At 39.3% G+C, this 23,033-nt stretch carries 21 protein-coding genes; 7 read left to right on the forward strand and 14 right to left on the reverse strand.

Annotation, left to right across the window (positions count from 1 at the left end; genetic code table 11):
- Positions 1-20: 20 nt before the first annotated feature.
- Complete coding sequence (gene tyrS, locus ACZ5WS_RS00560; RefSeq protein WP_178955091.1) at positions 21-1,220, reverse strand: tyrosine--tRNA ligase; 1,200 nt, start codon at positions 1,218-1,220, stop codon at positions 21-23.
- Between the two features lie 491 nt (positions 1,221-1,711).
- Between tyrS and ACZ5WS_RS00565 the strand changes: the two genes are divergently transcribed.
- The gene (locus ACZ5WS_RS00565; protein ID WP_178955089.1) at positions 1,712-3,025 is read left to right on the forward strand and encodes a peptidoglycan DD-metalloendopeptidase family protein; all 1,314 of its coding nucleotides are present in this window, start codon (positions 1,712-1,714) and stop codon (positions 3,023-3,025) included.
- Between the two features lie 148 nt (positions 3,026-3,173).
- On the opposite strand, the gene ACZ5WS_RS00570 is transcribed toward ACZ5WS_RS00565, so the two are convergent.
- The 5 genes from ACZ5WS_RS00570 to ACZ5WS_RS00590 form a co-directional block, all read right to left on the reverse strand.
- A complete protein-coding gene (locus ACZ5WS_RS00570) occupies positions 3,174-3,350 on the reverse strand; it encodes a hypothetical protein (RefSeq protein WP_010390817.1) in 177 nt (58 codons plus the stop codon).
- Positions 3,351-3,369: 19 nt separating this feature from the next.
- Positions 3,370-4,341, reverse strand: a complete 972-nt coding sequence (locus tag ACZ5WS_RS00575) for an aldo/keto reductase (protein WP_178955087.1) — start codon at positions 4,339-4,341, stop codon at positions 3,370-3,372.
- A gap of 139 nt (positions 4,342-4,480) precedes the next feature.
- Positions 4,481-5,611: a sodium ion-translocating decarboxylase subunit beta gene (locus ACZ5WS_RS00580; protein WP_008115142.1), complete on the reverse strand. Its 1,131-nt coding sequence runs from the start codon at positions 5,609-5,611 to the stop codon at positions 4,481-4,483.
- Positions 5,612-5,625: 14 nt separating this feature from the next.
- Complete coding sequence (gene oadA, locus ACZ5WS_RS00585; protein ID WP_010390815.1) at positions 5,626-7,407, reverse strand: sodium-extruding oxaloacetate decarboxylase subunit alpha; 1,782 nt, start codon at positions 7,405-7,407, stop codon at positions 5,626-5,628.
- Positions 7,408-7,419: 12 nt separating this feature from the next.
- A complete protein-coding gene (locus tag ACZ5WS_RS00590) occupies positions 7,420-7,665 on the reverse strand; it encodes an OadG family protein (protein ID WP_464709948.1) in 246 nt (81 codons plus the stop codon).
- 524 nt (positions 7,666-8,189) lie between these two features.
- On the opposite strand from ACZ5WS_RS00590, the gene ACZ5WS_RS00595 reads away from it, so the two are divergent.
- From ACZ5WS_RS00595 to ACZ5WS_RS00605, 3 genes are all read left to right on the forward strand, one after another.
- A complete protein-coding gene (locus tag ACZ5WS_RS00595; protein ID WP_002961939.1) occupies positions 8,190-8,363 on the forward strand; it encodes a DUF1328 domain-containing protein in 174 nt (57 codons plus the stop codon).
- 50 nt (positions 8,364-8,413) lie between these two features.
- Complete coding sequence (locus tag ACZ5WS_RS00600; protein ID WP_008115136.1) at positions 8,414-8,605, forward strand: hypothetical protein; 192 nt, start codon at positions 8,414-8,416, stop codon at positions 8,603-8,605.
- Between the two features lie 134 nt (positions 8,606-8,739).
- Positions 8,740-9,207 (forward strand): YcxB family protein, encoded by a 468-nt coding sequence (locus ACZ5WS_RS00605; protein WP_138604932.1) that lies wholly within the window; start codon positions 8,740-8,742, stop codon positions 9,205-9,207.
- 53 nt (positions 9,208-9,260) lie between these two features.
- On the opposite strand, the gene csrA is transcribed toward ACZ5WS_RS00605, so the two are convergent.
- From csrA to ACZ5WS_RS00635, 6 genes are all read right to left on the reverse strand, one after another.
- The gene (gene csrA / locus ACZ5WS_RS00610) at positions 9,261-9,452 is read right to left on the reverse strand and encodes a carbon storage regulator CsrA (RefSeq protein WP_004587515.1); all 192 of its coding nucleotides are present in this window, start codon (positions 9,450-9,452) and stop codon (positions 9,261-9,263) included.
- 89 nt (positions 9,453-9,541) lie between these two features.
- Entirely contained in the window at positions 9,542-10,759 is a 1,218-nt protein-coding gene (locus tag ACZ5WS_RS00615) for an aspartate kinase (RefSeq protein ID WP_198521958.1), read from the reverse strand.
- Between the two features lie 6 nt (positions 10,760-10,765).
- The gene (gene alaS / locus ACZ5WS_RS00620; protein WP_138604930.1) at positions 10,766-13,366 is read right to left on the reverse strand and encodes an alanine--tRNA ligase; all 2,601 of its coding nucleotides are present in this window, start codon (positions 13,364-13,366) and stop codon (positions 10,766-10,768) included.
- 19 nt (positions 13,367-13,385) lie between these two features.
- Positions 13,386-13,838 (reverse strand): regulatory protein RecX, encoded by a 453-nt coding sequence (locus ACZ5WS_RS00625; protein ID WP_138604929.1) that lies wholly within the window; start codon positions 13,836-13,838, stop codon positions 13,386-13,388.
- Positions 13,838-14,626, reverse strand: coding sequence for a BPSS1780 family membrane protein (locus tag ACZ5WS_RS00630; protein WP_138604928.1), 789 nt, complete (start codon positions 14,624-14,626; stop codon positions 13,838-13,840). The genes ACZ5WS_RS00625 and ACZ5WS_RS00630 overlap by 1 nt, the downstream gene beginning before the upstream one ends.
- Positions 14,627-15,026: 400 nt before the next feature.
- Positions 15,027-15,650, reverse strand: coding sequence for a GTP cyclohydrolase II (locus tag ACZ5WS_RS00635; protein WP_290170873.1), 624 nt, complete (start codon positions 15,648-15,650; stop codon positions 15,027-15,029).
- A 236-nt stretch (positions 15,651-15,886) separates the two neighbouring features.
- Here ACZ5WS_RS00635 and ACZ5WS_RS00640 point away from each other — a divergent pair, with 236 nt between their 5' ends.
- On the forward strand, positions 15,887-16,984 hold the full coding sequence (locus ACZ5WS_RS00640) for a TonB family protein (protein ID WP_464709960.1): 1,098 nt from the start codon (positions 15,887-15,889) through the stop codon (positions 16,982-16,984).
- A gap of 46 nt (positions 16,985-17,030) precedes the next feature.
- On the opposite strand, the gene ACZ5WS_RS00645 is transcribed toward ACZ5WS_RS00640, so the two are convergent.
- Together ACZ5WS_RS00645 and ACZ5WS_RS00650 are read right to left on the reverse strand one after the other, a co-directional pair.
- A complete protein-coding gene (locus tag ACZ5WS_RS00645; protein WP_290170871.1) occupies positions 17,031-17,483 on the reverse strand; it encodes a low molecular weight protein-tyrosine-phosphatase in 453 nt (150 codons plus the stop codon).
- Positions 17,484-17,650: 167 nt separating this feature from the next.
- Positions 17,651-18,157, reverse strand: a complete 507-nt coding sequence (locus ACZ5WS_RS00650; RefSeq protein WP_178955075.1) for a DUF3087 domain-containing protein — start codon at positions 18,155-18,157, stop codon at positions 17,651-17,653.
- Between the two features lie 214 nt (positions 18,158-18,371).
- On the opposite strand from ACZ5WS_RS00650, the gene ACZ5WS_RS00655 reads away from it, so the two are divergent.
- Both ACZ5WS_RS00655 and ACZ5WS_RS00660 read left to right on the forward strand, forming a co-directional pair.
- A complete protein-coding gene (locus ACZ5WS_RS00655) occupies positions 18,372-19,529 on the forward strand; it encodes a hypothetical protein (RefSeq protein WP_464709967.1) in 1,158 nt (385 codons plus the stop codon).
- A 245-nt stretch (positions 19,530-19,774) separates the two neighbouring features.
- Positions 19,775-23,026, forward strand: coding sequence for a methyl-accepting chemotaxis protein (locus ACZ5WS_RS00660; protein ID WP_464709970.1), 3,252 nt, complete (start codon positions 19,775-19,777; stop codon positions 23,024-23,026).
- Positions 23,027-23,033: the final 7 nt, after the last annotated feature.

The raw sequence follows: 23,033 nt of genomic DNA on the forward strand, positions 1-23,033 counted from the left end.
TTTTTATAATCTCTGAAGCTTTAGGCTACAGTAATATTTGCAAACTTACGTTTACCTACTTGGTAAATAGCGGTTGTTCCTTTTGCTACTTCCAATTTGGTATCGGTAATTTTTTCTTCGCCATTAAGCTTTACTGCGCCTTGTTTGATCATACGCATGGCCTCTGAAGTACTCGCCACTAAGCCAGCTTCTTTTAGTAAGTTAGCAATTAAAATAGTGTCTTCATCAATATTAACTGTCAGCTCTGGAATTTCATCAGGTAGTGCTTTTTTCTGAAAGCGCTGAATAAAGTCATCATGAGCAGCTTGCGCATCGGCTTCACTGTGAAAACGTGCAATTAACTCTTTCGCTAATTCAATCTTAATATCGCGCGGGTTAGTGCCTTGCTCTACACGCTGTTTTTGCGCTGCAATTTGCTCAATAGAAAGGCTACTTAGCAAGTCATAGTAACGCCACATTAGTACATCACTAATTGACATGATTTTACCAAACATGTCGCTAGGCGTATCAGTAATACCTATGTAGTTTCCTAGTGACTTTGACATTTTCTGAACGCCATCAGTCCCTTCAAGTAAAGGCATCATTAGTACAGTTTGTGGTTTTTGACCTTCATCTTTTTGCAGCTCACGACCCATTAATAGGTTAAAGCGTTGATCAGTTCCACCTAGCTCAACATCAGACTCAAGTGCGACTGAATCCCAGCCCTGCACTAGTGGGTATAAAAACTCATGGATTGCGATAGATTGACCGCCAGCATAGCGCTTTTTAAAGTCATCACGCTCAAGCATGCGTGCCACAGTTTGGCGAGCTGCTAATTTTATCATTCCAGCCGCGCCCAATGTCTCCATCCAGGTAGAGTTAAAAGCGACGGTTGTTTTAGCTGGGTCTAAAATTTTGAAAACCTGTTCTTTATAGGTTTCAGCATTAGCAAGCACATCATCACGAGTCAGTGGCTTACGGGTAACATTTTTGCCCGTTGGATCGCCTATCATACCGGTGAAGTCACCAATTAAGAAAATAACCTCATGACCTAAATCTTGAAAGGTTTTCATTTTGTTAATTAGTACAGTGTGACCTAGGTGCAAATCTGGAGCCGTAGGATCGAAACCAGCTTTAATTTTTAGCTTTTTCCCCGACTTTAATTTTTCAACTAACTCATCTTCAATTAATATCTCTTCTGCACCGCGTTTTATCTCTGCTAGAGCGGTTTGTAAATCCACTGTGTGTTACTCCAAAAAATTCTGACAACGAAGGGGTGTAATATGCTCACGATTTATTGCTAGCGCGTTATAACAAAGCAAATAAAACTATTTAGCTAACATAACAAATTTCCACTTAATTAGAACAACTTTTTTAACTAATCGCAGCATCAACTATAATGCAGGGCGTACGTTCTAAAAAGGGATATAAACGAGCGATTAATAATACACTAGAAGTGTTTATAACAAACCAAAAAACAGTTTGTAAATTAATCACTTCTCGCAATTAAATCGTTTTAAAAGCTAATTTAACATTACGATGAAAAAGCAAAGTATCCAAGAATATAAAATAGTGCTGTTATTCAACTTTACACACAAACAGCCTGAATACCCTATGATTTTAGCTTAATTTAACGCGAGTTTAAATCTACAAAATACTAGTATTCATAGATTATTCGTTATATCCTGCAATATAATCTATTTATTATCTTGACAGCAGAAAAAGGCACGTTATGGTCCACGTGGTTAACACGCTCCCCAAAAAACACAAAATGCTTATTCTAGGTTTGGTTTCTGCTATTGTTGCCTTAGCCTTTTTACCTTCTGAAAAAGCCACTGCATCCAAAGACAATAGCGAGAACACGCTAGAGATTGGTAAGCGTTACGAATTACAAATAAAAGTAGGTGAAAACGAAAAACTCACTGACTTAAATTCAGAGCAAGCAGCACAAAAGCTTCCAGAATATGATTTTGTTGATCACCTTGTTAAAAATGGTGACAATTTAGCGAACATTTTTAAGCGCGCTGGTTTTTCTGCGCAAACGCTTTATAAACTGGTTAACACAAATGCTGAAACACGCAAGCTTACCAAAATTCATCCAGGTGAAACACTAAGCTTTGCTACTGCAAAAGATGGTTCGTTGGCTCAGTTACGTTACGTTATATCTAAAACAGATACCTTATATGTCACCCTTAATGACGAAGGCCAATACGATACTTCAATTGACAGCAAAGAAATAGAAACACTGAGCAAAACCGCCGGTGGGGAAATTTCTAGCAGTTTTTGGACGTCAGCGATTGCTGCTGGTTTAAGTGAGCGCCAAATCATGAACTTTGCCGATATATTTGGTTGGGACGTGGATTTTGCAAATGACATCCGTAAAGGTGATGAATTTGGCTTAATATATGAATCTCATTTTGTTGATGGTGAATTTATTGGCACCGGTAAGATTATTGCCGCAGAATTTATAAATCAAGGCGAACGTTACACAGCAATTCGACACACCGACGGTAATTTTTATACCCCTGAAGGGCGTAGTATGAAAAAAGCCTTCTTACGTGCACCGGTAAACTTTAAATATATTAGCTCAAGCTTTAATCCTCGCCGCTTACACCCTGTTACAGGACAAGTAAAAGCACACCGAGGTATTGACTATGCTGCGCGTACAGGCACGCCTGTTGTATCATCAGGTAATGGTAAAGTTATTAAAGCGGGCTACAGTAAATATAACGGTAATTACGTATTTATAAGCCACGGTACACAATACGTTACTAAGTACTTACACCTTAACAAACGTCTAGTTAGAACAGGGCAAAAAATCAAACAAGGTGAGAAAATTGGTACTGTAGGCTCAACAGGTCGAGTAACTGGGGCACATTTACATTATGAGTTTTTAGTTAACGGTGTTCATCGTAACCCCAAAACTGTGAAACTACCTAAATCTGAGCCATTACCACGCTCAGAGCTTGCTAAGTTTAAGCCTATTGCTGATAACTTTATTGCGCAACTTGAGCGTAACCGAGAACTTCAGTTGGCACTTAAATAAAGAGTTTAATAATTAAATAAAAAAGCCTTTGCAGGGATAACCCGCAAAGGCTTTTTTGTATGTCATGAGTATATCAACCAGCATAGATATTTGAATAGTTTCACGAATTACCCATTGTATCTAAGCTGCTTGGTGCTAGATTTCAGAGTTAATTTACGAGTACATAAATAAGCTGCACAACCAAAGAGATCATCACCAGTGGCCAGATATACTTACTATATTTAGTAGCGCTCTCAAGCCCCATTTTACTTTGGTATTTTTCCAGTAACGGAATAATGATCACCAAAGCAATGACTAAGCTAATTAAAATAACAAATATGTTCATATCATCACCCTACACTAGGTTATGGTAAAGCGCAGCCTTTCGCGCTGATATATAGCTCATACCAATGCTCACGACTTAAGTTAACATTAACCGCATCACAGGATGCTTTTATTCGCTCTATGTTAGTAGTGCCAATAATTGGTTGAATTGATGCTGGGTGGCGCAGCAGCCATGCTAATACGATAGCTTCTGCTGTTGTACCATAAAGTATAGCAAGCTTACTGACTAAAATACTGGTATTAATATCTGCAGGCGAGGCCTTTGATAAATCACCACCAGAGTATAAGCCTTGGCATAAACTGCCCCAACTTTGAATCTGAATTTCATGCTCACGGCAATATTCAATATTGCCTGGGGTAAAGTTAATATCCTTGCCATCGGCATTACCCACATAAACGCCTTCATCAACCCATTGATGTTTTTGTAAACTCGCTTCGATTTGATTGGCCACAATCGGCATATCTAAAGCGCGTTGCAAAAACCGTATTTGATATTGCGACATATTAGACACCGCAAAATGACGCACTTTGCCACTTTCTTTTAAACAACTAAATACTTGTGCAACTTCCTCTACTTCCATTAAAGGATCTGGGCGATGCAGCATAAGTATATCTAAATATTCAGTATTTAATCGTTTTAATGAGCCTTCTACCGAGCGCTCAATCCAATCAGCTGAAAAGTCATAACGTTGTGGGTTTTGATCATCAGCAAAGCGAATACCACACTTAGACTGAATATACATTTGCTCTCTAAGTTCTGGTCGCTCAGCCAGAGCTTGACCAAAAACATGTTCGGCTTTGCCTAAGGTATAAATATCAGCATGATCGAAAAAATTAATTCCGCCTTCAATGGCGGCATCTATGCATGAATGAGTTTGTTGTAAATGCGCACTGGTAATCGCATCTTTATTCCATGCGCCTCCCAAACCCATACAGCCAAAAACAAGTTTGCTTACATTCGGGAGATATTTTGCCAGCGGAGTGTGTAACATTTTGACAGCCCTTTAAAAAATGAAGAGTGATTACTTTAAACAAAAAACCCTATACAAGAAACCGCTTAAGTCAAAACAGTGAATTTTATGCAAAAAAAAGCGCAGTAAACTGCGCTAATAGGTTGAGTCTAAATTATATTTAACCCACAAGAGCGAGTAAAATACCTGCCGCAACAGCACTACCAAGCACCCCTGCAACATTAGGCCCCATGGCATGCATTAATAAGAAGTTATGCGGGTTATTTTCAAGCCCAACCTTATTAACAACACGTGCTGCCATAGGCACAGCGGATACACCCGCAGCACCAATTAATGGGTTTATGGGGGTTTTTGATATCTTATTTAAGCCTTTAGCCATAAATACACCTGAGGCTGTACCAATAGCAAACGCCAGTGCACCCAGTACCAAAATACCAATAGTTTCTACTGTTAAGAACTGCTCGGCAGCAAGCTTAGAGCCCACTGCAAGTCCTAGAAATATGGTGGTGATATTAATGATTTCGTTTTGCGCACTGTTGCTGAGCCTATCAACTACACCCGACTCACGCATTAAGTTACCTAAACAGAACATACCAACCAGCGGAATTGCCGCAGGTAAGAATATAGCAGTTAAGGTAAGCACCATCAGTGGGAAAATAATTTTTTCCTTTTTAGATACTTTACGCAGTTCTGGCATTTGAATTTTACGTTCTTCAGGCGTTGTAAACGCACGCATAATAGGTGGCTGAATAATAGGAACCAACGCCATGTACGAGTACGCAGCTACCGCTATAGCGCCCAGTAAATCAGGGGCCAGCTTTGACGCTAAAAAGATAGCGGTTGGCCCATCTGCACCACCAATAATCGCAATTGCAGAAGCATCTTGTAAGCTAAATTCAAATCCCGGAATAAAGTTAAGTAAAATAGCGCCAAATAACGTCGCAAAAATACCAAACTGCGCTGCCGCACCTAATAGCAACATACGCGGGTTGGCAATCAAGGCACTAAAATCAGTTAAGGCCCCCACTCCCATAAATATTAATAGCGGAAAAATACCGGTATCAATACCAACATAATAAACATAGTAAAGTAAGCCACCTGGATCTGATAAACCAGCTACTGGAATATTAGTTAAAATAGCTCCGAAACCAATGGGCAGTAGCAATAACGGCTCAAAGTTTTTGGCAATTGCTAAAAATAATAGCAAACAACCAACGGCAATCATGATCAGCCCAGGAAATGTAAAGTTAGCAATGCCTGTGGCATGCCAGAGGTTTAAAATACCATCCATCCTCTATTTACTCCTTAAGCTAGTGCAATCATTGCATCGCCGGTTGACACTGAATCGCCCTCAGAAACAAGCACCTCAGCAATCGTACCGGTATGCATAGCGCGTACTTCGGTTTCCATTTTCATGGCTTCCATAATAATTACCACATCACCTTCATTGACTACCTGACCGGGTTTTACTTTAATTTTAAAAATATTACCGGCCAGTGGTGCATTTAGAGTTTCACCCGAGGCAACCGATGCTGACTGTGGAATATGCTCTGAGTCTTTTAACGTCACCTCTTTTAGCTCACCACCTTGAGCAACCACGACATCGTATACTTTACCGTCTACTTTAACGCTGTATTGCTCTGCCTTAACGCTTTTATTGTTTGCCGCTGATTTTTCAGGTGCTTTATTGGCGTTATCATCAGCGCTAGGAACAGGCTCAAATGCATCAGGATTGTTACGGTTTTTAATAAATTTCAAACCAATCTGTGGAAATAATGCATAGGTAAGTACATCATCAATTTGCTCATCGGCTAAAGTTAGCCCTTGCTCCTGCGCAAGCTTGCTTAACTCAGCTTCTAAAGTTTCAAGTTCAGGTTTAATAATATCTGCAGGGCGACAGGTAATTGCTTCACTGCCATCAAGTACGCGCTCTTGAAGCTCTTTATTCATTGGTGCAGGTGTTGAACCATACTCACCTTTTAATACGCCAGCAGTTTCTTTGGTAATGGTTTTATAACGCTCACCAGTGAGTACATTTAATACCGCTTGAGTACCAACAATTTGTGAGGTAGGTGTAACGAGTGGAATAAAGCCTAAATCTTCACGTACTCGTGGAATTTCAAGTAGCACTTCGTTTAGTTTATCAGCAGCACCTTGCTCTTTAAGCTGGTTTTCCATGTTAGTTAACATACCACCTGGCACTTGGGCTAATAAAATTCGGCCATCGACACCTTTTAAGCTGCCTTCAAACGCAGCATACTTTTTACGTACGTCTCTAAAGTAAGCGGCAATTTCTTCTAGGTGGTTTAAATCAAGCCCGGTATCACGCTCGGTCCCTTCCACAATTGCAGCAATTGTTTCAGTTGCTGAATGACCATAAGTCATACTCATAGACGATACAGCTGTGTCGAGCATATCAATGCCGGCATCAATCGCTTTTTGATAAGTAGCGGTGCTTAAACCCGTTGTTGCATGGCATTGCATAGCAATAGGTATGGAAACCGTTTCTTTTAACGCTTTAATGAGTTCTTCTGCATCGTAAGGCTTAAGCAATCCCGCCATATCTTTAATACAAATTGAATGACAACCTAATTCTTCAAGCTGCTTAGCAAGTGTTAACCACATATCTAATGTATGTACAGGGCTTACTGTGTAAGAAATTGTACCTTGCGCATGTGCCCCTACTTTAACCGCCGCTTTTATGGCTGTTTCCAAATTACGTACATCATTCATGGCATCAAAAATACGAAATACGTCTACGCCATTTTTGTGTGCACGCTCAACAAACTTCTCAACCACATCATCAGCATAATGGCGATATCCCAATAAGTTCTGACCACGAAGTAGCATTTGCTGTGGTGTATTTGGCATCGCTTTTTTAAGCGCGCGAATACGCTCCCATGGATCTTCACCTAAATAACGAATACATGAATCAAAGGTAGCTCCACCCCAAGATTCTATAGACCAATAACCTGCGTCATCAATTTTTTTTGCAATAGGTAACATGTCGTCTAATCGCATGCGGGTAGCTAAGAGTGACTGATGTGCGTCACGAAGTACGAGTTCTGTTATTTTTAATTTAGCCATTGGTATGCTCCTCTAATTATTATTTGTTTTGTACTGAGCAATGGCAGCACTAATTGCAGCGATGTGCTCATTTGGCACACCTTGAGATTTAAAAGATGGTGTTCTCTGTGAAGCTGCTAGTTCTGGCTGAGAAAACTTGCGAGCCAGCTTAGACATGAGTGTCACTGCACCAATCAATAAAGAAAGAAATACAAACACACCCACCATGCCTGTTAGCATTAAATTGCCTGCAGTTGTGAGTAAAGCCCCTATATCCATAATTCTCCCCTGTTTAAAACCAAACACATAAAAAATCGGTTTATTTAAATAACTATTCACCAATAGTAACAAAAACTATTATTTTGTCTACAGGTTGTAAATTGGTAAAACCAATTAATCTAAAAGTAACATATCACCAATAAGGTTAACACCATCTAAAATAGCTTATTTAACCCAGATATATAGATGCTAAAAATGTTCGTTATAAACAAAGAATATATAAAAACATTTATACTTTGTAAAAACACATATAAAACAAACCTATTGTACTAACCCACTAATAACCTTCAAAACAAATGTTAATTGGTCTTACCAAAATAAAGAGCAGCAACAACCATTTATTATCTCATCAGAGACAACTGTGAATAAGTTACCGATAAGATCGTAAAAATTACCAACTCAATATAAAGCCAATCGCGAAAAACAGAAATAAGCCATTGATTTAAAACAAAATAAAATACTGGCACATTACTCGCTTATATAAAAACAACACTTTAACACTTAGATAAATCAAGGAGATGACAATGTTACGCTGGACAATTACATTTTTGGTGATCGCACTAATCGCAGCCGTTTTAGGATTTGGTGGTATTGCAGGAGCCGCAGCAGGAATTGCTAAGATCATATTTTTTATCTTTTTAGTTTTACTGGTTATTTCACTTGTCTCTGGCGCTTTACGTGGTAAAAGCCCCAGGTAGATAAGAAACAACGAACTCTCTTTTTAAATTTATATACAAGGAATTACATTATGAAATCATCAACACTTAAAGCAGCAGCTATTGGTCTATTCGCAAGTGCATTTATTATGGGTTGTGAAGACAATCATGCAGAAGAAGCCGGTGAGCGTATTGACGAAGCCGTGACAGATGTTCAAAACAAGGTAGAAGATACCTGTGAAGAAGTAAAAGAAGGCGTTAATGCCGAAGAGACAAATTGCTAATATTATTTATTTAGCTAAGAAACGACCTGCGGGTCGTTTTTTTATGCCTAAAATATAAATAGTTTCTAGTCATTTCCCCTTTTAAGCTTCGCATTAAGCTAAAATAATAAAAAATAGCTTTTAAGTGCAAACACATGGTCTTTACAACAACTTATAAACTCGATAAACCTTATTTTTATGAATGCTTCGACCAATCGCTGCCTTATAGTAAGCGTGCACAACCTAAATATTTTTTATTGGCGCTACTTGTGGTTTTAGGGTTATTTGGCATTTATGGTTTAGGCGATCATTACCTTGGTACATTCTTGCTTATGTTAGCTTTACTTGAGTGCATTGCTTTTTATTATCGCCGCCCTTGGTGGGTAACAAGGCAAATGCTTAGCAGAGCGTCAGGCTCTGAAGTAACCCTTACCTTCGACGAGGACGGAATAAAATCAACCAATCATTACAAAAATTACCAGCTAGCTTGGCACGACATTAATGAAGTAATTACTACAGATTGCGGCCTATTGTTAAAAAGTAAAAGCGGTATGCAGTACATTTCCAAGGCAATACTCAACGAAGAAACCATTGATTTTATTAACAAAAAAGCCACTCAGTGAGTGGCTTTTATAAATGTCATAGTTTTTAACTAACACATTTTATATTATCTTGATTAAGCATTGCCCGGATTAGGGTTAGACTTTTCAGCTTGTATGCGCATGTAAATTTCTTCACGATGAACTGATACGTCTTTAGGTGCGTTAACACCGATACGAACTTGATTTCCTTTAACACCCAGAACAGTAACGGTTACTTCGTCACCAATCATAAGGGTCTCGCCTACTCTACGAGTTAGTATTAGCATTCTCTTGCTCCCATGTTCCAATAAAATTATAAGATTCCGCAACACATTTTAATTAAAATTAGACTAAAAAGTAAGTAAAAACTCTCAATCTATTCATTTTCTGTTAAAAATGTCTTATGTAATGCACGAACAGCCAGTTCAAGGTATTTCTCATCTATTAAAACTGAAATTTTTATCTCTGAGGTTGAAACAAACATCACATCAATGTTCTCTTGTGCTAACGAATCAAAAAATAAACTCGCTACCCCAGAATGAGATTTCATCCCCATACCCACAGCTGACACTTTCGCCACATTAGTTAATCCGTCAATTGCCTGTGCGTCAAATTGCTGTTGCTCAGCCGCTAACAAATCAAGTGCGTTTAAATAATCATTTAAATGCACAGTAAAAGCATAGTCGACTTTTTCAACTTTATGATTAATTTGATTAATCATATCTATTTCGATGCCATTATCTGCAAAAAGTTTCAAAATTTTTGCAAGCGCTTTTGTGCCTTGCGGTACTCCATGTACCTTAATCAAACACTCGTCTCGATTAAATGCAATACCCGACACAACGTTACTCGCCACATCGCTCTCCTCAAAACTAATTAATGTACCTTCATCAGGTTTAAAGCTAGATAACACTCTTAATGGTACATTGTGCTTACCAGCCGACTCTACAGAGCGAATATGTAGCACTTTAGCACCTAAACTAGCCAGCTCAAGCATTTCGGCAAAGGTTACATGGCTTAAACGTCGTGCATTAGGTTCAATACGAGGATCTGTTGTATATACGCCATCAACATCAGTATAGATCTGACATTCATCCGCTTTTATTGCACCCGCTATTTCAACTGCAGAGGTATCGGTGCCACCACGCCCAAGCGTAGTCACGTTACCCTCAATATCGCGCCCCTGAAAGCCGGCAATAATAGCAATACGGTTATGTTCAAGTTCATGTTTTAAACGCGTTGCAGCCACGTCTTCTACACGGGCTTTACCGAACATGTTATCGGTTAATATATTCACCTGATCGGCTAACAAGCTTACCGCAGAATGGCCGCGTTTAATAATCGCCATCGCTAATAAAGCTATAGAGACTTGTTCACCGGTACTGAGTAATACATCGAGTTCACGACTACTCGGGCGAGAGTCGATTTGTTTGGCAAGATTAATTAAGCGATTGGTTTCTCCCGACATTGCCGAAAGCACCACCACCACTTGGTGGCCTTGTTGCTTAGTTTTAACAACAAGGTCGGCGACCGCTTCAATACGCTCTATTGAGCCTACCGAAGTGCCGCCAAATTTTTGAACTATAAGTGCCACTTAAGCTTAAGTACGCTCAGTTAACCAAGCTGTTACACTATCAAGTGCTGCAGTTAAGTTTTGTGGCTCAGAACCACCTGCTTGCGCCATATCTGGACGACCGCCGCCTTTACCACCTACTTGGCCTGCCATGTGGTTAACTAACTCACCCGCTTTTACTTTACCGGTTAAGTCTTTAGTTACACCCGCAATTAGGCTTACTTTATCACCGCTGGCAACACCTAAAGCAATAACGCCTGAGCCAATCTTATTTTTAAGGTCATCAACCATGCCACGAAGCGCTTTTGATTCAGTTCCTTCAACGTTGGCAACTAACAATTTAACCCCATTAATTTCAACCACTGAATCAAGTAATGATGCACCTGCCGCACTGGCTAGTTTATCGTTAAGTTGGGCAACTTGCTTTTCAAGTCCTTTCGACTTTTCAAGTAAGGCAGTTACTTTTTCAAGTACTGACGCACTGTCACCTTTTACAAGCGCGGCAACATCTGCTAATTGCTGTTCTTGTTCATTAACATACGCGATTGCTTCTGCACCGGTTACCGCTTCAATACGACGAACACCGGCAGCAATACCGCTTTCAGATACAATTTTGAATAAACCAATGTCACCTGCACGCTCTACGTGTGTACCACCACAAAGCTCAATTGAGTAATCACCTATGGTTACTACACGTACTTCGTCATCGTACTTTTCGCCAAACAATGCCATAGCACCTTTTGCTTTAGCATCATCAATTGCCATTAGCTCAGTGTTAAGTGCAAAGTTACGACGAATTTCGTCATTTACTACACGTTCAATTTCGCGCAGTTCTTGTTTGGTCACTGCTTCAAAATGTGAGAAGTCAAAACGCAGGCGATCTGGCTGCACAAGTGAGCCTTTTTGCGATACGTGCTCACCTAAAAGCTGACGCAATGCTTCATGTAAAATGTGCGTAGCTGTGTGATTTTTCTTAATGCTTTCACGACGCGCATCGTCAATAGTCGCATCCACTTTATCGTTAACGCCAATACGCCCTTGAACTGTTCCATGATGAGCAAAAGCATTACCCAATTTAGTGGTATTTGTTACATTAAACTCACCACCGGCAACAGTAATTGTACCGCTATCACCAATTTGGCCGCCTGATTCAGCGTAAAACGGAGTACGGTCTAAAACAATAATACCTTGCTGACCATCTTCTAATAACGATACCGATTCGCCACCGGCAAAAATTTCTACCACAGTGCCACGGTAATGATTACTATCGTAGCCTTTAAAATCAGTATGCTTGTCTGATTTTAATTGCTCGTTATAATCTGCACCAAATTTGCCCGCTTGCTGTGCTGTTTTACGTTGCACTGCCATACATGCTTCAAAACCTTGATGGTCAATGGTCATTTGGCGCTCACGCGCTACATCGGCTGTTAAATCGGCAGGGAAACCATAGGTATCGTAAAGTTTAAATACTAAGTCACCTGGGATCACATCCCCGGTTAAATCACTCAAGCTTTCTTCTAAAATAGCTAAACCACGCTCAAGCGTTTTACCAAACTGCTCTTCTTCAATACGCAGTACTTTTTCAATAATTTCTTGTTGCTTAGCAAGCTCTGGGTACGCTTGACCCATTTGCTCAATAAGTGCAGAAACCAATTTATAGAAAAACGCGCCTTTAGCACCTAACTTATTACCGTGACGTACTGCACGACGAATAATACGACGCAATACATAACCACGGCCTTCATTTGATGGCATAACCCCATCTGAAATTAAAAACGCACACGAACGAATATGATCCGCCACCACGCGAAGCGATTTATCATCCATATCTTGTGCATTGGTAACGCTTGCAGCGGCGGCAATTAAGCCTTGGAATAAATCGATTTCGTAGTTTGAATGCACACCTTGTAAAATAGCTGAAATACGCTCAAGGCCCATACCAGTATCAACAGATTGCTTAGGAAGTGGCTCCATAGTCCCGTCACTTTGACGGTTGTATTGCATAAATACTAAGTTCCAAATTTCAATGAAACGGTCGCCATCTTCTTCAGGAGTGCCCGGAGGACCACCCCAAATGTGCTCACCGTGATCATAAAATATTTCAGAACATGGACCACAAGGGCCGGTATCACCCATAGACCAAAAATTATCGCTCGTTGCAATACGAATAATACGATCTTCAGGTAAACCTATATCGTTAGCCCAGTAGCCAAAGGCTTCTTCGTCATCATGGTAAATGGTCACTAACAGCTTTTCTTTTGGTAGTTTTACAACCTCAGTTAAAAACTCCCACGCAAATTTAATTGCATCTTGCTTAAAGTAATCACCAAAGCTGAAATTACCTAGCATTTCGAAAAAGGTATGGTGACGTGCTGTGTAACCAACATTTTCTAAATCGTTGTGTTTACCACCAGCACGCACACAACGCTGAGAGCTAGTTGCGCGTGTATAAGGGCGGCTTTCGGCGCCTAAAAATACATCTTTAAATTGCACCATACCGGCATTATTAAATAACAACGTGGCATCGTTACCCGGTATAAGCGAACTAGAAGGAACAACTTGGTGTTGTTTGCTGGCAAAGAAGTCTAAAAACTGTTGCCTAATTTGTGCGGTAGTCATATGCTGCATGTGAAAGTCTCACCTGTATTTACTGTGCTTGCATTGCAAAATTTATTTGATCATAGCTAAAACCTCGATACATTAAGTAGCGCACGCGCTTAGCCTTTTCTTTGTACTCGAGGTTTGCCGGTGTCGTTGAATATTTTTTGTTGTACGCTTCCTGCGCGAGCTCAAACCAATCTATTTCCAGCTCATCAACCACTGTTTCAAGCAGTGCTCTATCAATCCCTTTACTCATGGCTTCACTTTGAATTCGCTTTAAGCCATGGCATTTAAATATGTGTTTTCTTACAAACCCTTCACAGTAACGCTGCTCGTTAATAAAGTTGTGCTTTTCACACCAATCAAGCAGGTTTTCTATGAATTCATCGGTTGCTTCTCTTTGCTGTAACTTTTGAGTTAACTCTCGGCGCGAATACTCTTGCCTTCCTAGTAACCAAAGCACATAGTTTTTTAACTTTTGTTTTAATGTATCATCCATTAAGCGTCAAAGCGCCCGCTTTGCTCGCTACTTAAAGGCTTAATGTTACTGTCATCACTTGGTGGCACAACGGGCATAAAAATAGCCTGATAAGATACAAAGAAACTAATGTAGCAAATTGGCATTAAAATCAACAGCGGTAGTAGCGATAAGAACATCGACACCACCATTAATAATGCGCAAATAATACCATAAACACTTAATGGTAAAATATTATAATAAAACACCATAAACGAACTTTTTAAGGCATTTAAAATACGTTGCTCTTTATTAAAATAAACCAGCGGTACTGCGTAGGCAAACGAAGTAAAGTAAATTGAGAGCGCAATTAAAAACAATGCCACGTTTGCAAGCGAAATACTCTCAAGCATTTGGCTAACGGCGGTGTTTGGATCTAGGTCTGGCTGTGTCATAACCGCCATTGCATCAGCAAATAACCCATTGGCAAGCAGGGCAATTAAAATACCGGCCCCCATTTGATAAAGCGCTAAGCGAAATAAGCCTAACCGATTTCCTTTGGCTGAAAAGGGCTTCAAAATGTCGGCTAACATAATTTTTCCGCCCTGCTGCTTGGTAAGCACGGCTTGATAAAAACCAGCGGTTAAAAATGGTGTAGCCAATGCTGCAGCTATTTGTAATACCGGCAAAAATAACGACAACAAGCCAACAATGCCAATAAACAAATGCATAAAAATAAAAGTTAATGGCTGAGTTTTAAAAATTAGCCAACCCGCTTTAAACCATTTTAATGCCGCATCCGCTTTAAAAATTCGTAATTGTGTAGACATACTTGCTCTTAATTAAAACAAAACACGCCGAGTATAACTCGGCGCTGGTTGGTATTACATAGGTGGCGGCGATAAATGCCGTTAATATTAGGGTCTGCTGCCCTTTACGGATTAAAATTTGTTCAAACTAGGGGCGATTTAATCGCGGCGCGAGGTTTGTAACCTAGTGGGCTAAGTCAAAACCGAGCAAAGCTTCCGCGTCCTGCTCACGCCCCTTACCTACATCCATGTAGGCAACAAAGAGTAAATCGCCCCTAGGCAGAACCCTTCGGGCAGCGCCTGTTTGGCATTGATGCTGCGTTATCGCCTATTTATGGGGAATAACCACACCACATAGGCTCTGCCTTGCCTAAATACCAAACAAACTGCTGCAAATTTAACCTTGAAAGGTCAACAGACCCTAAGGTTTTTTAATTTTCTTAATATCTAGCATGTGAGAGCCATGCTTAATCTTTGTCTCTAAATACGCTTTATTACCTGAAAGCCCAGCTTTAATGTGAGCATGAGTACCCACAACAGAATCAACTTCTATACCTGCATCTTTTAATGCATTGAGCTTTTTAGGGTTATTAGTCATTAATTTAACGTGCTTTAAATTAAGCGCATTGAGCATTAACACTGCATCTGAAAAGTCACGTAAGTCATCAGCAAAACCTAAATGGTTATTAGCTTCGTAAGTATTCATACCTTGTGATTGCAGTACATACGCATCAATTTTATTATATAAACCAATACCACGCCCTTCTTGGCGTAAATAAAGTAAAATACCGCCCTGCTCATGCATCATTTCAATACACTCGTTTAACTGCTCACCACAGTCACAACGTGACGAGTGAAATACATCACCAGTTAAACATTCAGAGTGCATACGAATAAGCGGAACACCTTGCTCGGTATCGGCGTTATTAAACACCATAGCAATATGCTCTTGGCCATCTTTCAAGTCAGTAAATGACACTATTTCTGCAGGGATATCACTGTTTTTGCCAACATTAAGCTGGACTCTTGCTCTTACTTGCGCCACGACAAATCCAAATATTTAAATAACTACGACACGACAATAAAGTGATAATATCACAAAACAAGATAAATACACCGTAGTACAATACTGTTTATGGCAAATATATGGCGACGACAGCGGCTATTTTCAATATGTAAGCATAAATATATTAGTAACGTGTACTGACCTTAATTTACCTAAAATAATGACAAATACACAAAGGTTTGCTAATTTGCCACCGACAAATAATAAGGACCATTATGAAACTCAATAAACGTGTATTACTGATAGGTTTAAGTTTATCAGTACTGTGTTCCACCTCACAGGCAGAGCAAGTAACTACCTCTCAAGTAGAATTTAACAATGCTTATCAAAGTTACCTGGATGCGGTTAAAGCTGCAGACAATGTACAACAAACTGCCGAGCGTGCTTATACATTAGGTAAATCTATTTACGGTGATAATTCAGATAACACCGCAAACTTAGCTATTAACTATGCAAAATCAATTAATGGCTATGGCAAAAAATGGATTGAAAAGCGTTTTTCACTTTACCAGCAAGCCTATACTATTTCTGTTAACAACCATGGTAAAAAATCGTTAGAAACCGTTGATTCTTTAGTTGGTATGGCTAATTTTGCGCCCTCAGCTCAAAAAGCGGATTATTATTTAGATCAAGTGACTGCAATAGCAAACACGCAAAACAAACCTAAATTTTTGGCTGACATGAAATTAGAAGCGGCAACCATATTAGCCAATAAATTCGGCTACGAAAAATACCATGAAGCTAAAAACTACTTAGAAGAAGCCGATGAGTACTATCAAGCTAACTTACCTGAAAACTCGGTTGAACGAATAAAAGCTGACTTTTTAATGGCGTCGTTTGCTGAGGGTAGAAAAAGATATACTCAAGCAATTGAACGACTTAATCGCGTAGTAAAGGTATTTGATGAAAGCTTAAATTACGATCACACCGCCGAGCTTACCGCACATTCAAGATTAATTGGCTTGTATGAAAAACAAGGCAAAAGTGATGAAGCCACTAAACACTGTATCGCGATAGCTAAAATGGTGCCGTGGAAAGAAAGCCAAGAGCAAACACCACTATACCGCGTTGAACCTAAATACCCAAAAAACAAAGCGCGATTTAGCAAAGATGGCAGCGTAGTTATGGAGTTTGAAGTAAATGAATCTGGCTTTGTAAAAAATCTGCAAGTACTTAGCTCTGAGGGTGGCTTGGCCTTTGAAAAGTCGGCAGTAGAAGCATTAGAGCAATGGCGCTATGCCCCTAAGTTTGAGCATGGAAAAGCGGTTGCAGCAACTTCCAAAGTACAGCTCGACTTTAAAGTAAACCGTTAATAACATACCAAAGGCGCTTCAAGCGCCTTTTAATTTATCATTATAGCTATTTTAACTTAGCTAAAATGTTATCGCTGGCGGCCTCTATTAAATCAAGTACCTTTTCAAAGCCATCATCACCGCCATAGTAAGGATCGGGAATTGCGCTTTGTGCTTGCTCGCCATACTCTAAAAACAACGCAAGCTTGTACTGCAAATGTTCAGGGCAACGTGCGGTTAAATCCGACAGGTTTTGTTTATCGGCTGCTAAAATAAGGTCAAACTCGCTAAAATCACTACTACGCACCTTGCGCGAAAAAATACCTTTAAAACTATAACCGCGTTTTTCACCAGCCTGCATTGAGCGCCTATCTGGTTGATTACCTTCGTGATGACCAATAGTCCCTGCCGAGTCCACTAGCAGATCAATACCTAACTTTTTAGCGCGAGCTTTTAATACCGCCTCTGCGGTAGGTGAACGGCATATATTTCCCAAACACACTATTAGTACTCTTTTCACTTATGACTCCCAAGCTTTTGCAAAAAATCAGTAATAAACGTTATTTTAATGAGGCTAATAGTTTTTGCTAGCCTTCCAGTTGCTTAAGCACTAAACATACGTGTTTTTCATACGTAAGAAAAAAGCAGAAGGCCTTAGAGGGTTATGATTTTTGCAATCCCTATAACTTAAAACTGCTTTAAAATTGCATCATTGTAGTCATCAGCATTTAAGGTTAAGTTGAACTTGGCCGCAACGCTATCTAACTCGGCTTGTTTAATCGCTAAATCATCCATAGTGATGGTGTTATCGTCAAGCTGCCATAATAATCGTGAGCCCGCATAACTATATTGAATCGCCAATAATGCATCGGGGTTACCTTCTCGTCCCGCCGCTTTTAGCTTAGCCATTTTACGAGTGATTTTATTAAGCGCTTTTTTAAGCTCCCACACATACACCACCTCGGTCATAAAAGGATGTGTTCGGTATTTATTTAACAACCAGCCAATGCCAATACTCGTAACAATTACGCCTAATAAGTTCCAATGAAAATGACTACCACTTTCATCGGGAAATAATGCAATTAAGGTTTGTGAAATTGCTAAACTGCCCACAGCTAAACCTGCTGCACAGCCGACAATAACGCGATTTAAATGTTTACGATAACGTGCTTTATCTATTTGAATAAGTTGCATAGCTGCCTAAAAGTAAAAAACTAAAAAATACACAGCCCCATTGTAGCTAAACCCATCACAGAGTTAAGACTCTTTTTTAATAAAATACCCGTAGTTTTTGATTTAGCGCCTGTTTTATACTGCTTTCAACATAAAACCAACCAACGATTTTATTTGCACCCACTTATTAGGCATAGGATAGTAGGCAACAAATACGACTTAGTATAGGAACATCATGATAAAAACACTGATTGCCACAAGTTTAATATTTTCTTCTTTTAGTACTTTAGCCAATTTAAACACACCGCTAACCCCAGAAGAATTGCGAATTGAAAAAGCCAGCCAAGCGATGCCAGCCGTACTAAGCGCTTTTGCCAGCGAAGTTAATCAATTTGAGCAGCAGTTCAAGTCACTCTCAAGCTATGCACAAGCCGTAGATGCCGTTAATGACTACTCAAAACGATTATGGTTTAGTGCAAAAAAACGCATCGCTACAACGCAAAACTTAGATGATCGCGCGCTTTATTGGGCTCGCTTACAATCAAGTAAAATAATTCGTACCACAAAACCTGCATTTTCGCTGAGCACCGCGCAGCAAACAGTGTTATTAACGTTACTAGAAAAGGGAAGCCGAGGTCGCACAGACCTAAGCTACTCACAAAACACCACTAAAAAGATACTACTAACTGGGTTTGACCCATTTTTACTTGATAGAAATATAAACCAAAGTAACCCATCGGGCGTAGCTGCGTTGCTTCTTGATGGCCAAGTAATAAACTATAAAGGGATTAGTGCTGAAATAAACACTGTAATGGTGCCTGTGCGATATGAAGACTTTGATCAGGGCATCATAGAGTCCTTACTTGCCCCTTATTACGCACTTAATAATGTGGATATGGTGGTTACCGTTAGTATGGGTAGTAAGGATTTTGATCTTGAGCGCTTTCCAGGTAAGCGCCGCAGTGTAACAGCCCCCGACAACGCCAATATAGTATATGGCGGTACCAAAACAGCGCCGCTCATTCCAAGCTTACACGACCGCCCATTACCCGGAACTGAGTTTGTAGAATTTAGCTTACCTGTTAGCGCTATGCTAAAGGCAAAAGGCTCTTTTGCGATTAATGATAACCGCCATGTTATTACCCTCAAAAAAGACTTTGAGCCTAACAGTTTTGACGAATTAAAAGAGTCAACTGCAGTGCGCGGCGGTGGCGGTGGTTATTTATCTAACGAAATTTCGTATCGAAGTATTCGCCTTCGTAACCAGCTAAACTCAGATATCCCGACAGGGCATATTCACACCCCGCGAATTGCTCAGTTTGAACCCGAAACCGAAGCTAAAATAGTAAAACAAATTCAAACTATGTTAGAGCACAGTTTACTAGCGCTCTAACATAGCTTGCTTTTTCAACGTTAACATATCGATTAAATAACAAATGTAGGAGCGCTTAAATGCTCCTACGTTTTATTAAACTAAACCGCTAAAAGAGCATGCTGTAGTTGCATTAAAATTAAAAGTGCTCTGAATCCGCTTTGGCTATTTTATAATAAAAACTCATTACTTTAATTATTAACTAGATCTTCACAAATTGTGTTCTATGCTCATTTGAGGTAAATCCTTATTACAGGGACATAGTAATGAACACGATTAATCAATTTATTAACTCATTAAATTTAACAAAAAAACTTATCTCCGCCTTTTTAGTTGTTTCCCTAGTACCAATAACAATAATTATTGTTGTTGCAATTAATACAGCCTCAAACTCGATGACAGAACAGGTTTATTCACGATTAGACGCTGTGAGTGAAGTAAAACAAAGCGCTGTTAAACGCTATTTTATCAATATTGAAAAAAAGCTTAATGTGCTACAAGCAAATCCAGAAATGGCCAATATGGCGACAAAGTTTATAGAAGGATTTAATGATATTTCCCCTTCAAACTCATCAGAGTCTTTAAATCGCTTTTATAAAGAGTCTTTTACTCCAAAATTTAAACAGCTAAACCCGACAGATACAGTTTCATCATCCCCGTTAGAGCAAATGAATCCAAAAAGTATTGAGCTGCAGTCTCGTTATTTGGCTAATAACCCAAATCCAATTGGTGAAAAACAAAAACTAACTGCAACCGAGCAATCAGACTCTTACGAGCAAGTGCACCGCCAATATCACCCTTATTTACGAGATATGACCAATATAAATGAGTTCTACGATATTTTCATTATCGACCCAACAAATGGCAATATTGTTTACTCCGTTTATAAAGAAGTCGACTTTGCCACATCGCTACAAACAGGGCCCTATGCTAAAAGTAATTTAGCGAGTTTATTTCAACAATTAAAAGATAGCAGCAACCCACAAACAATTGCATTTGCAGATTATAAACAGTACTCCCCTTCATATAATGCCCCTGCGAGCTTTATAGGTAAGCCTATTGTTGTTGATGGTAAAACGATTGCTATTTTAGCCGCCCAATTATCGATTGAAGATATCAATTCAATCATGAAAGAGCGTGACGGATTGGGTGAAAGCGGAGAGACCTACCTTGTTGGTCCTGAAGGGTTAATGCGCTCTGACTCTTATATTGATCCGATAAATCACTCTGTAGAAAGCTCATTTAGAAATCCAAATAAAGGCACAGTGAATACCTTATCTGTAATCAAAGCATTAAAAAATGAGAAAGGGCAGCATGTGATAAGTGATTATAACAATGAGATGGTGCTGTCTGCATTTGCACCAGTAAATGTATTTAATATTCGCTGGGCCCTCATAGCAGAAATGGACGAACAAGAAGCTTTTGAGTCGATAACCACACTTTCTCAACAACTCATTATTATACTTTTAATCACTATTTTCATTGTTACTATTGCCGCATATTGGTTTGCGAGAACATTAACAAAACCAATACATGCCCTGGCTGATACGATGAAAAAAGTTGAACAACAAGGTGACTTTTCATTACGAGCAACTGTCTATTCAAGGGATGAGATAGGCGTAAGTACTCAAGCATTTAACACTCTTCTTGATGCTCTGCAGTTATCTATTAGTGAAACAAATCGTGTTATGAATCATATGGCTGCGGGTAAATTTGATCAACGTATTGAAGCACTATGTCGAGGAGAGTTAGATACGTTAAAACAAGCAACCAACGATTGTGCGAGTTCACTAAACGGTGCAATAAACGAGTTAAATAACATTGCGATTGCTATGGCTGATGGTCAATTTGATATTCAAATTAATGCCTCAATGTCAGGCGAGTTAGGCACCTTAAAAAGTAATATTAACCAATCGCTTTCCTCAATAAATAACACAATGAATAGTATCGTAGATATTATGGCTAACGTAGAGCAAGGTAACTTTAAAGAGCAAATTACTTACCCTGCTAAAGGAAAGCTTGCCCAGCTAAAAGACAGCGTGAATAACTCAGTAAATAGCTTAAGCATTGCCATAGATGGTATTAGTGACGTTATGAGTGCATTACGACAAGGCCAGTTTTCAGCGCAATTAGACGCCCCATTAGCTGGACAACTTAATACCTTAAAACAAGATATTAATTCCAGCATGGCTAATTTAAATAATGTAATGAATGAAATAGGTGAAGTCATGACCTTTGTTAGTAAGGGTGACTTTAAAAAAATGATAAAAGGTGAAGCCAGCGGTCAATTGGAGCAGTTGAAAAGTAATATTAATACATCAATCACGGCTATTGATAATGCTTTAACTGAAATTTCATCAGTCATGCTAGCAATTAGTCAGGGGCGTTTTGATCATACTATTTCATCAACCATGACTGGCCAACTAAACAGTTTAAAAATAGATATAAACCAATCAGTTACTAATCTAGAACACGTCATAAATGATCTCAATCAAGTAATGGCTGCAATGGCAAACGGCGATTTTTCTCATCAATTAAAACAGCCACTACAGGGCCAATTAGAAGATTTAAAAAATAATGTTAATGAGTCTACCTCATTAGTTTCACTGGCTATAAATGAAGTAAGTAGCGTTTTATCAAACTTAGCTAAAGGTGACCTTACCAAAAATATAGAAGGGCAATATCAAGGCGTATTCAATACCCTGAAAAGCGACACAAACGCGACTATCGATAAATTAACCAATGTCATTCAAGAGATTCAAGTGTCAGCGAGCCAGGTTATGCAAAATGCAGGTGAAATAGCTTCAAGCAATACTGAAATAAGTAAACGCACAGAAGAGCAAGCTGCCAACCTTGAAGAGGCAAGCTCAAGTACTGAGCAAATGCTAGATGAGCTAACTAAAGTATCTGAACAATCAAAAAGTGCCGTGGCATTAGCAAGCAATGCTGAGGAAATTGCAGAAGAAGGAAACCAATTATCAATACAGACTGTTAGCGCGATTGATGAAGTGAATGAAGCCAGTAAAGACATAAACGAAATACTTACGGTTATTGACAACCTGGCTTTTCAAACAAACTTACTATCACTTAATGCCGCCGTAGAAGCTGCTAGGGCTGGCGACCACGGAAGGGGCTTTGCTGTAGTCGCTAATGAAGTGGGTGATTTAGCTGGACGTAGTGCTAAATCTGCGAAACAGATAAAAAGTATTATTGTAAATAGTAATCAAAAAGTAGCGCTTGGGACTGAATTAGCAGACACCTCAGGAAAAAAACTAAAACACATAATGCAAGCTGTTAGCGATGTTAGTAAAAATATAATACATATAGCGCATTCTACCTCCGCACAGGAGCAAGCAATTAAAGAGGTCAATCTTGTTGTACAACGTTTAACGGGGCTAACTCAGGCAAACTCAGCTATTACAGAAGAAACAATGGCAGCAGCACGACAAATGGCAGAACAAGCAACAGAGATGAGAGTGCAACTCAATTACTTTAATCTAAAAAAAGAGCAACAATAGAATAAAT

It is taken from the genome of Pseudoalteromonas sp. 11L1 (assembly GCF_055397545.1).

What these genes read in the sequence shown, in the direction of transcription:
- ACZ5WS_RS00565 (WP_178955089.1), top strand. Translation starts at nt 1,712, where the DNA reads ATGGTCCACGTGGTTAACACGCTCCCCAAAAAACACAAAATGCTTATT.
- ACZ5WS_RS00570 (WP_010390817.1), bottom strand. Translation starts at nt 3,350, where the DNA reads ATGAACATATTTGTTATTTTAATTAGCTTAGTCATTGCTTTGGTGATC.
- ACZ5WS_RS00575 (WP_178955087.1), bottom strand. Translation starts at nt 4,341, where the DNA reads ATGTTACACACTCCGCTGGCAAAATATCTCCCGAATGTAAGCAAACTT.
- ACZ5WS_RS00580 (WP_008115142.1), bottom strand. Translation starts at nt 5,611, where the DNA reads ATGGATGGTATTTTAAACCTCTGGCATGCCACAGGCATTGCTAACTTT.
- oadA (WP_010390815.1), bottom strand. Translation starts at nt 7,407, where the DNA reads ATGGCTAAATTAAAAATAACAGAACTCGTACTTCGTGACGCACATCAG.
- ACZ5WS_RS00590 (WP_464709948.1), bottom strand. Translation starts at nt 7,665, where the DNA reads ATGGATATAGGGGCTTTACTCACAACTGCAGGCAATTTAATGCTAACA.
- ACZ5WS_RS00595 (WP_002961939.1), top strand. Translation starts at nt 8,190, where the DNA reads ATGTTACGCTGGACAATTACATTTTTGGTGATCGCACTAATCGCAGCC.
- ACZ5WS_RS00600 (WP_008115136.1), top strand. Translation starts at nt 8,414, where the DNA reads ATGAAATCATCAACACTTAAAGCAGCAGCTATTGGTCTATTCGCAAGT.
- ACZ5WS_RS00605 (WP_138604932.1), top strand. Translation starts at nt 8,740, where the DNA reads ATGGTCTTTACAACAACTTATAAACTCGATAAACCTTATTTTTATGAA.
- csrA (WP_004587515.1), bottom strand. Translation starts at nt 9,452, where the DNA reads ATGCTAATACTAACTCGTAGAGTAGGCGAGACCCTTATGATTGGTGAC.
- alaS (WP_138604930.1), bottom strand. Translation starts at nt 13,366, where the DNA reads ATGCAGCATATGACTACCGCACAAATTAGGCAACAGTTTTTAGACTTC.
- ACZ5WS_RS00625 (WP_138604929.1), bottom strand. Translation starts at nt 13,838, where the DNA reads ATGGATGATACATTAAAACAAAAGTTAAAAAACTATGTGCTTTGGTTA.
- ACZ5WS_RS00630 (WP_138604928.1), bottom strand. Translation starts at nt 14,626, where the DNA reads ATGTCTACACAATTACGAATTTTTAAAGCGGATGCGGCATTAAAATGG.
- ACZ5WS_RS00640 (WP_464709960.1), top strand. Translation starts at nt 15,887, where the DNA reads ATGAAACTCAATAAACGTGTATTACTGATAGGTTTAAGTTTATCAGTA.
- ACZ5WS_RS00650 (WP_178955075.1), bottom strand. Translation starts at nt 18,157, where the DNA reads ATGCAACTTATTCAAATAGATAAAGCACGTTATCGTAAACATTTAAAT.
- ACZ5WS_RS00655 (WP_464709967.1), top strand. Translation starts at nt 18,372, where the DNA reads ATGATAAAAACACTGATTGCCACAAGTTTAATATTTTCTTCTTTTAGT.
- ACZ5WS_RS00660 (WP_464709970.1), top strand. Translation starts at nt 19,775, where the DNA reads ATGAACACGATTAATCAATTTATTAACTCATTAAATTTAACAAAAAAA.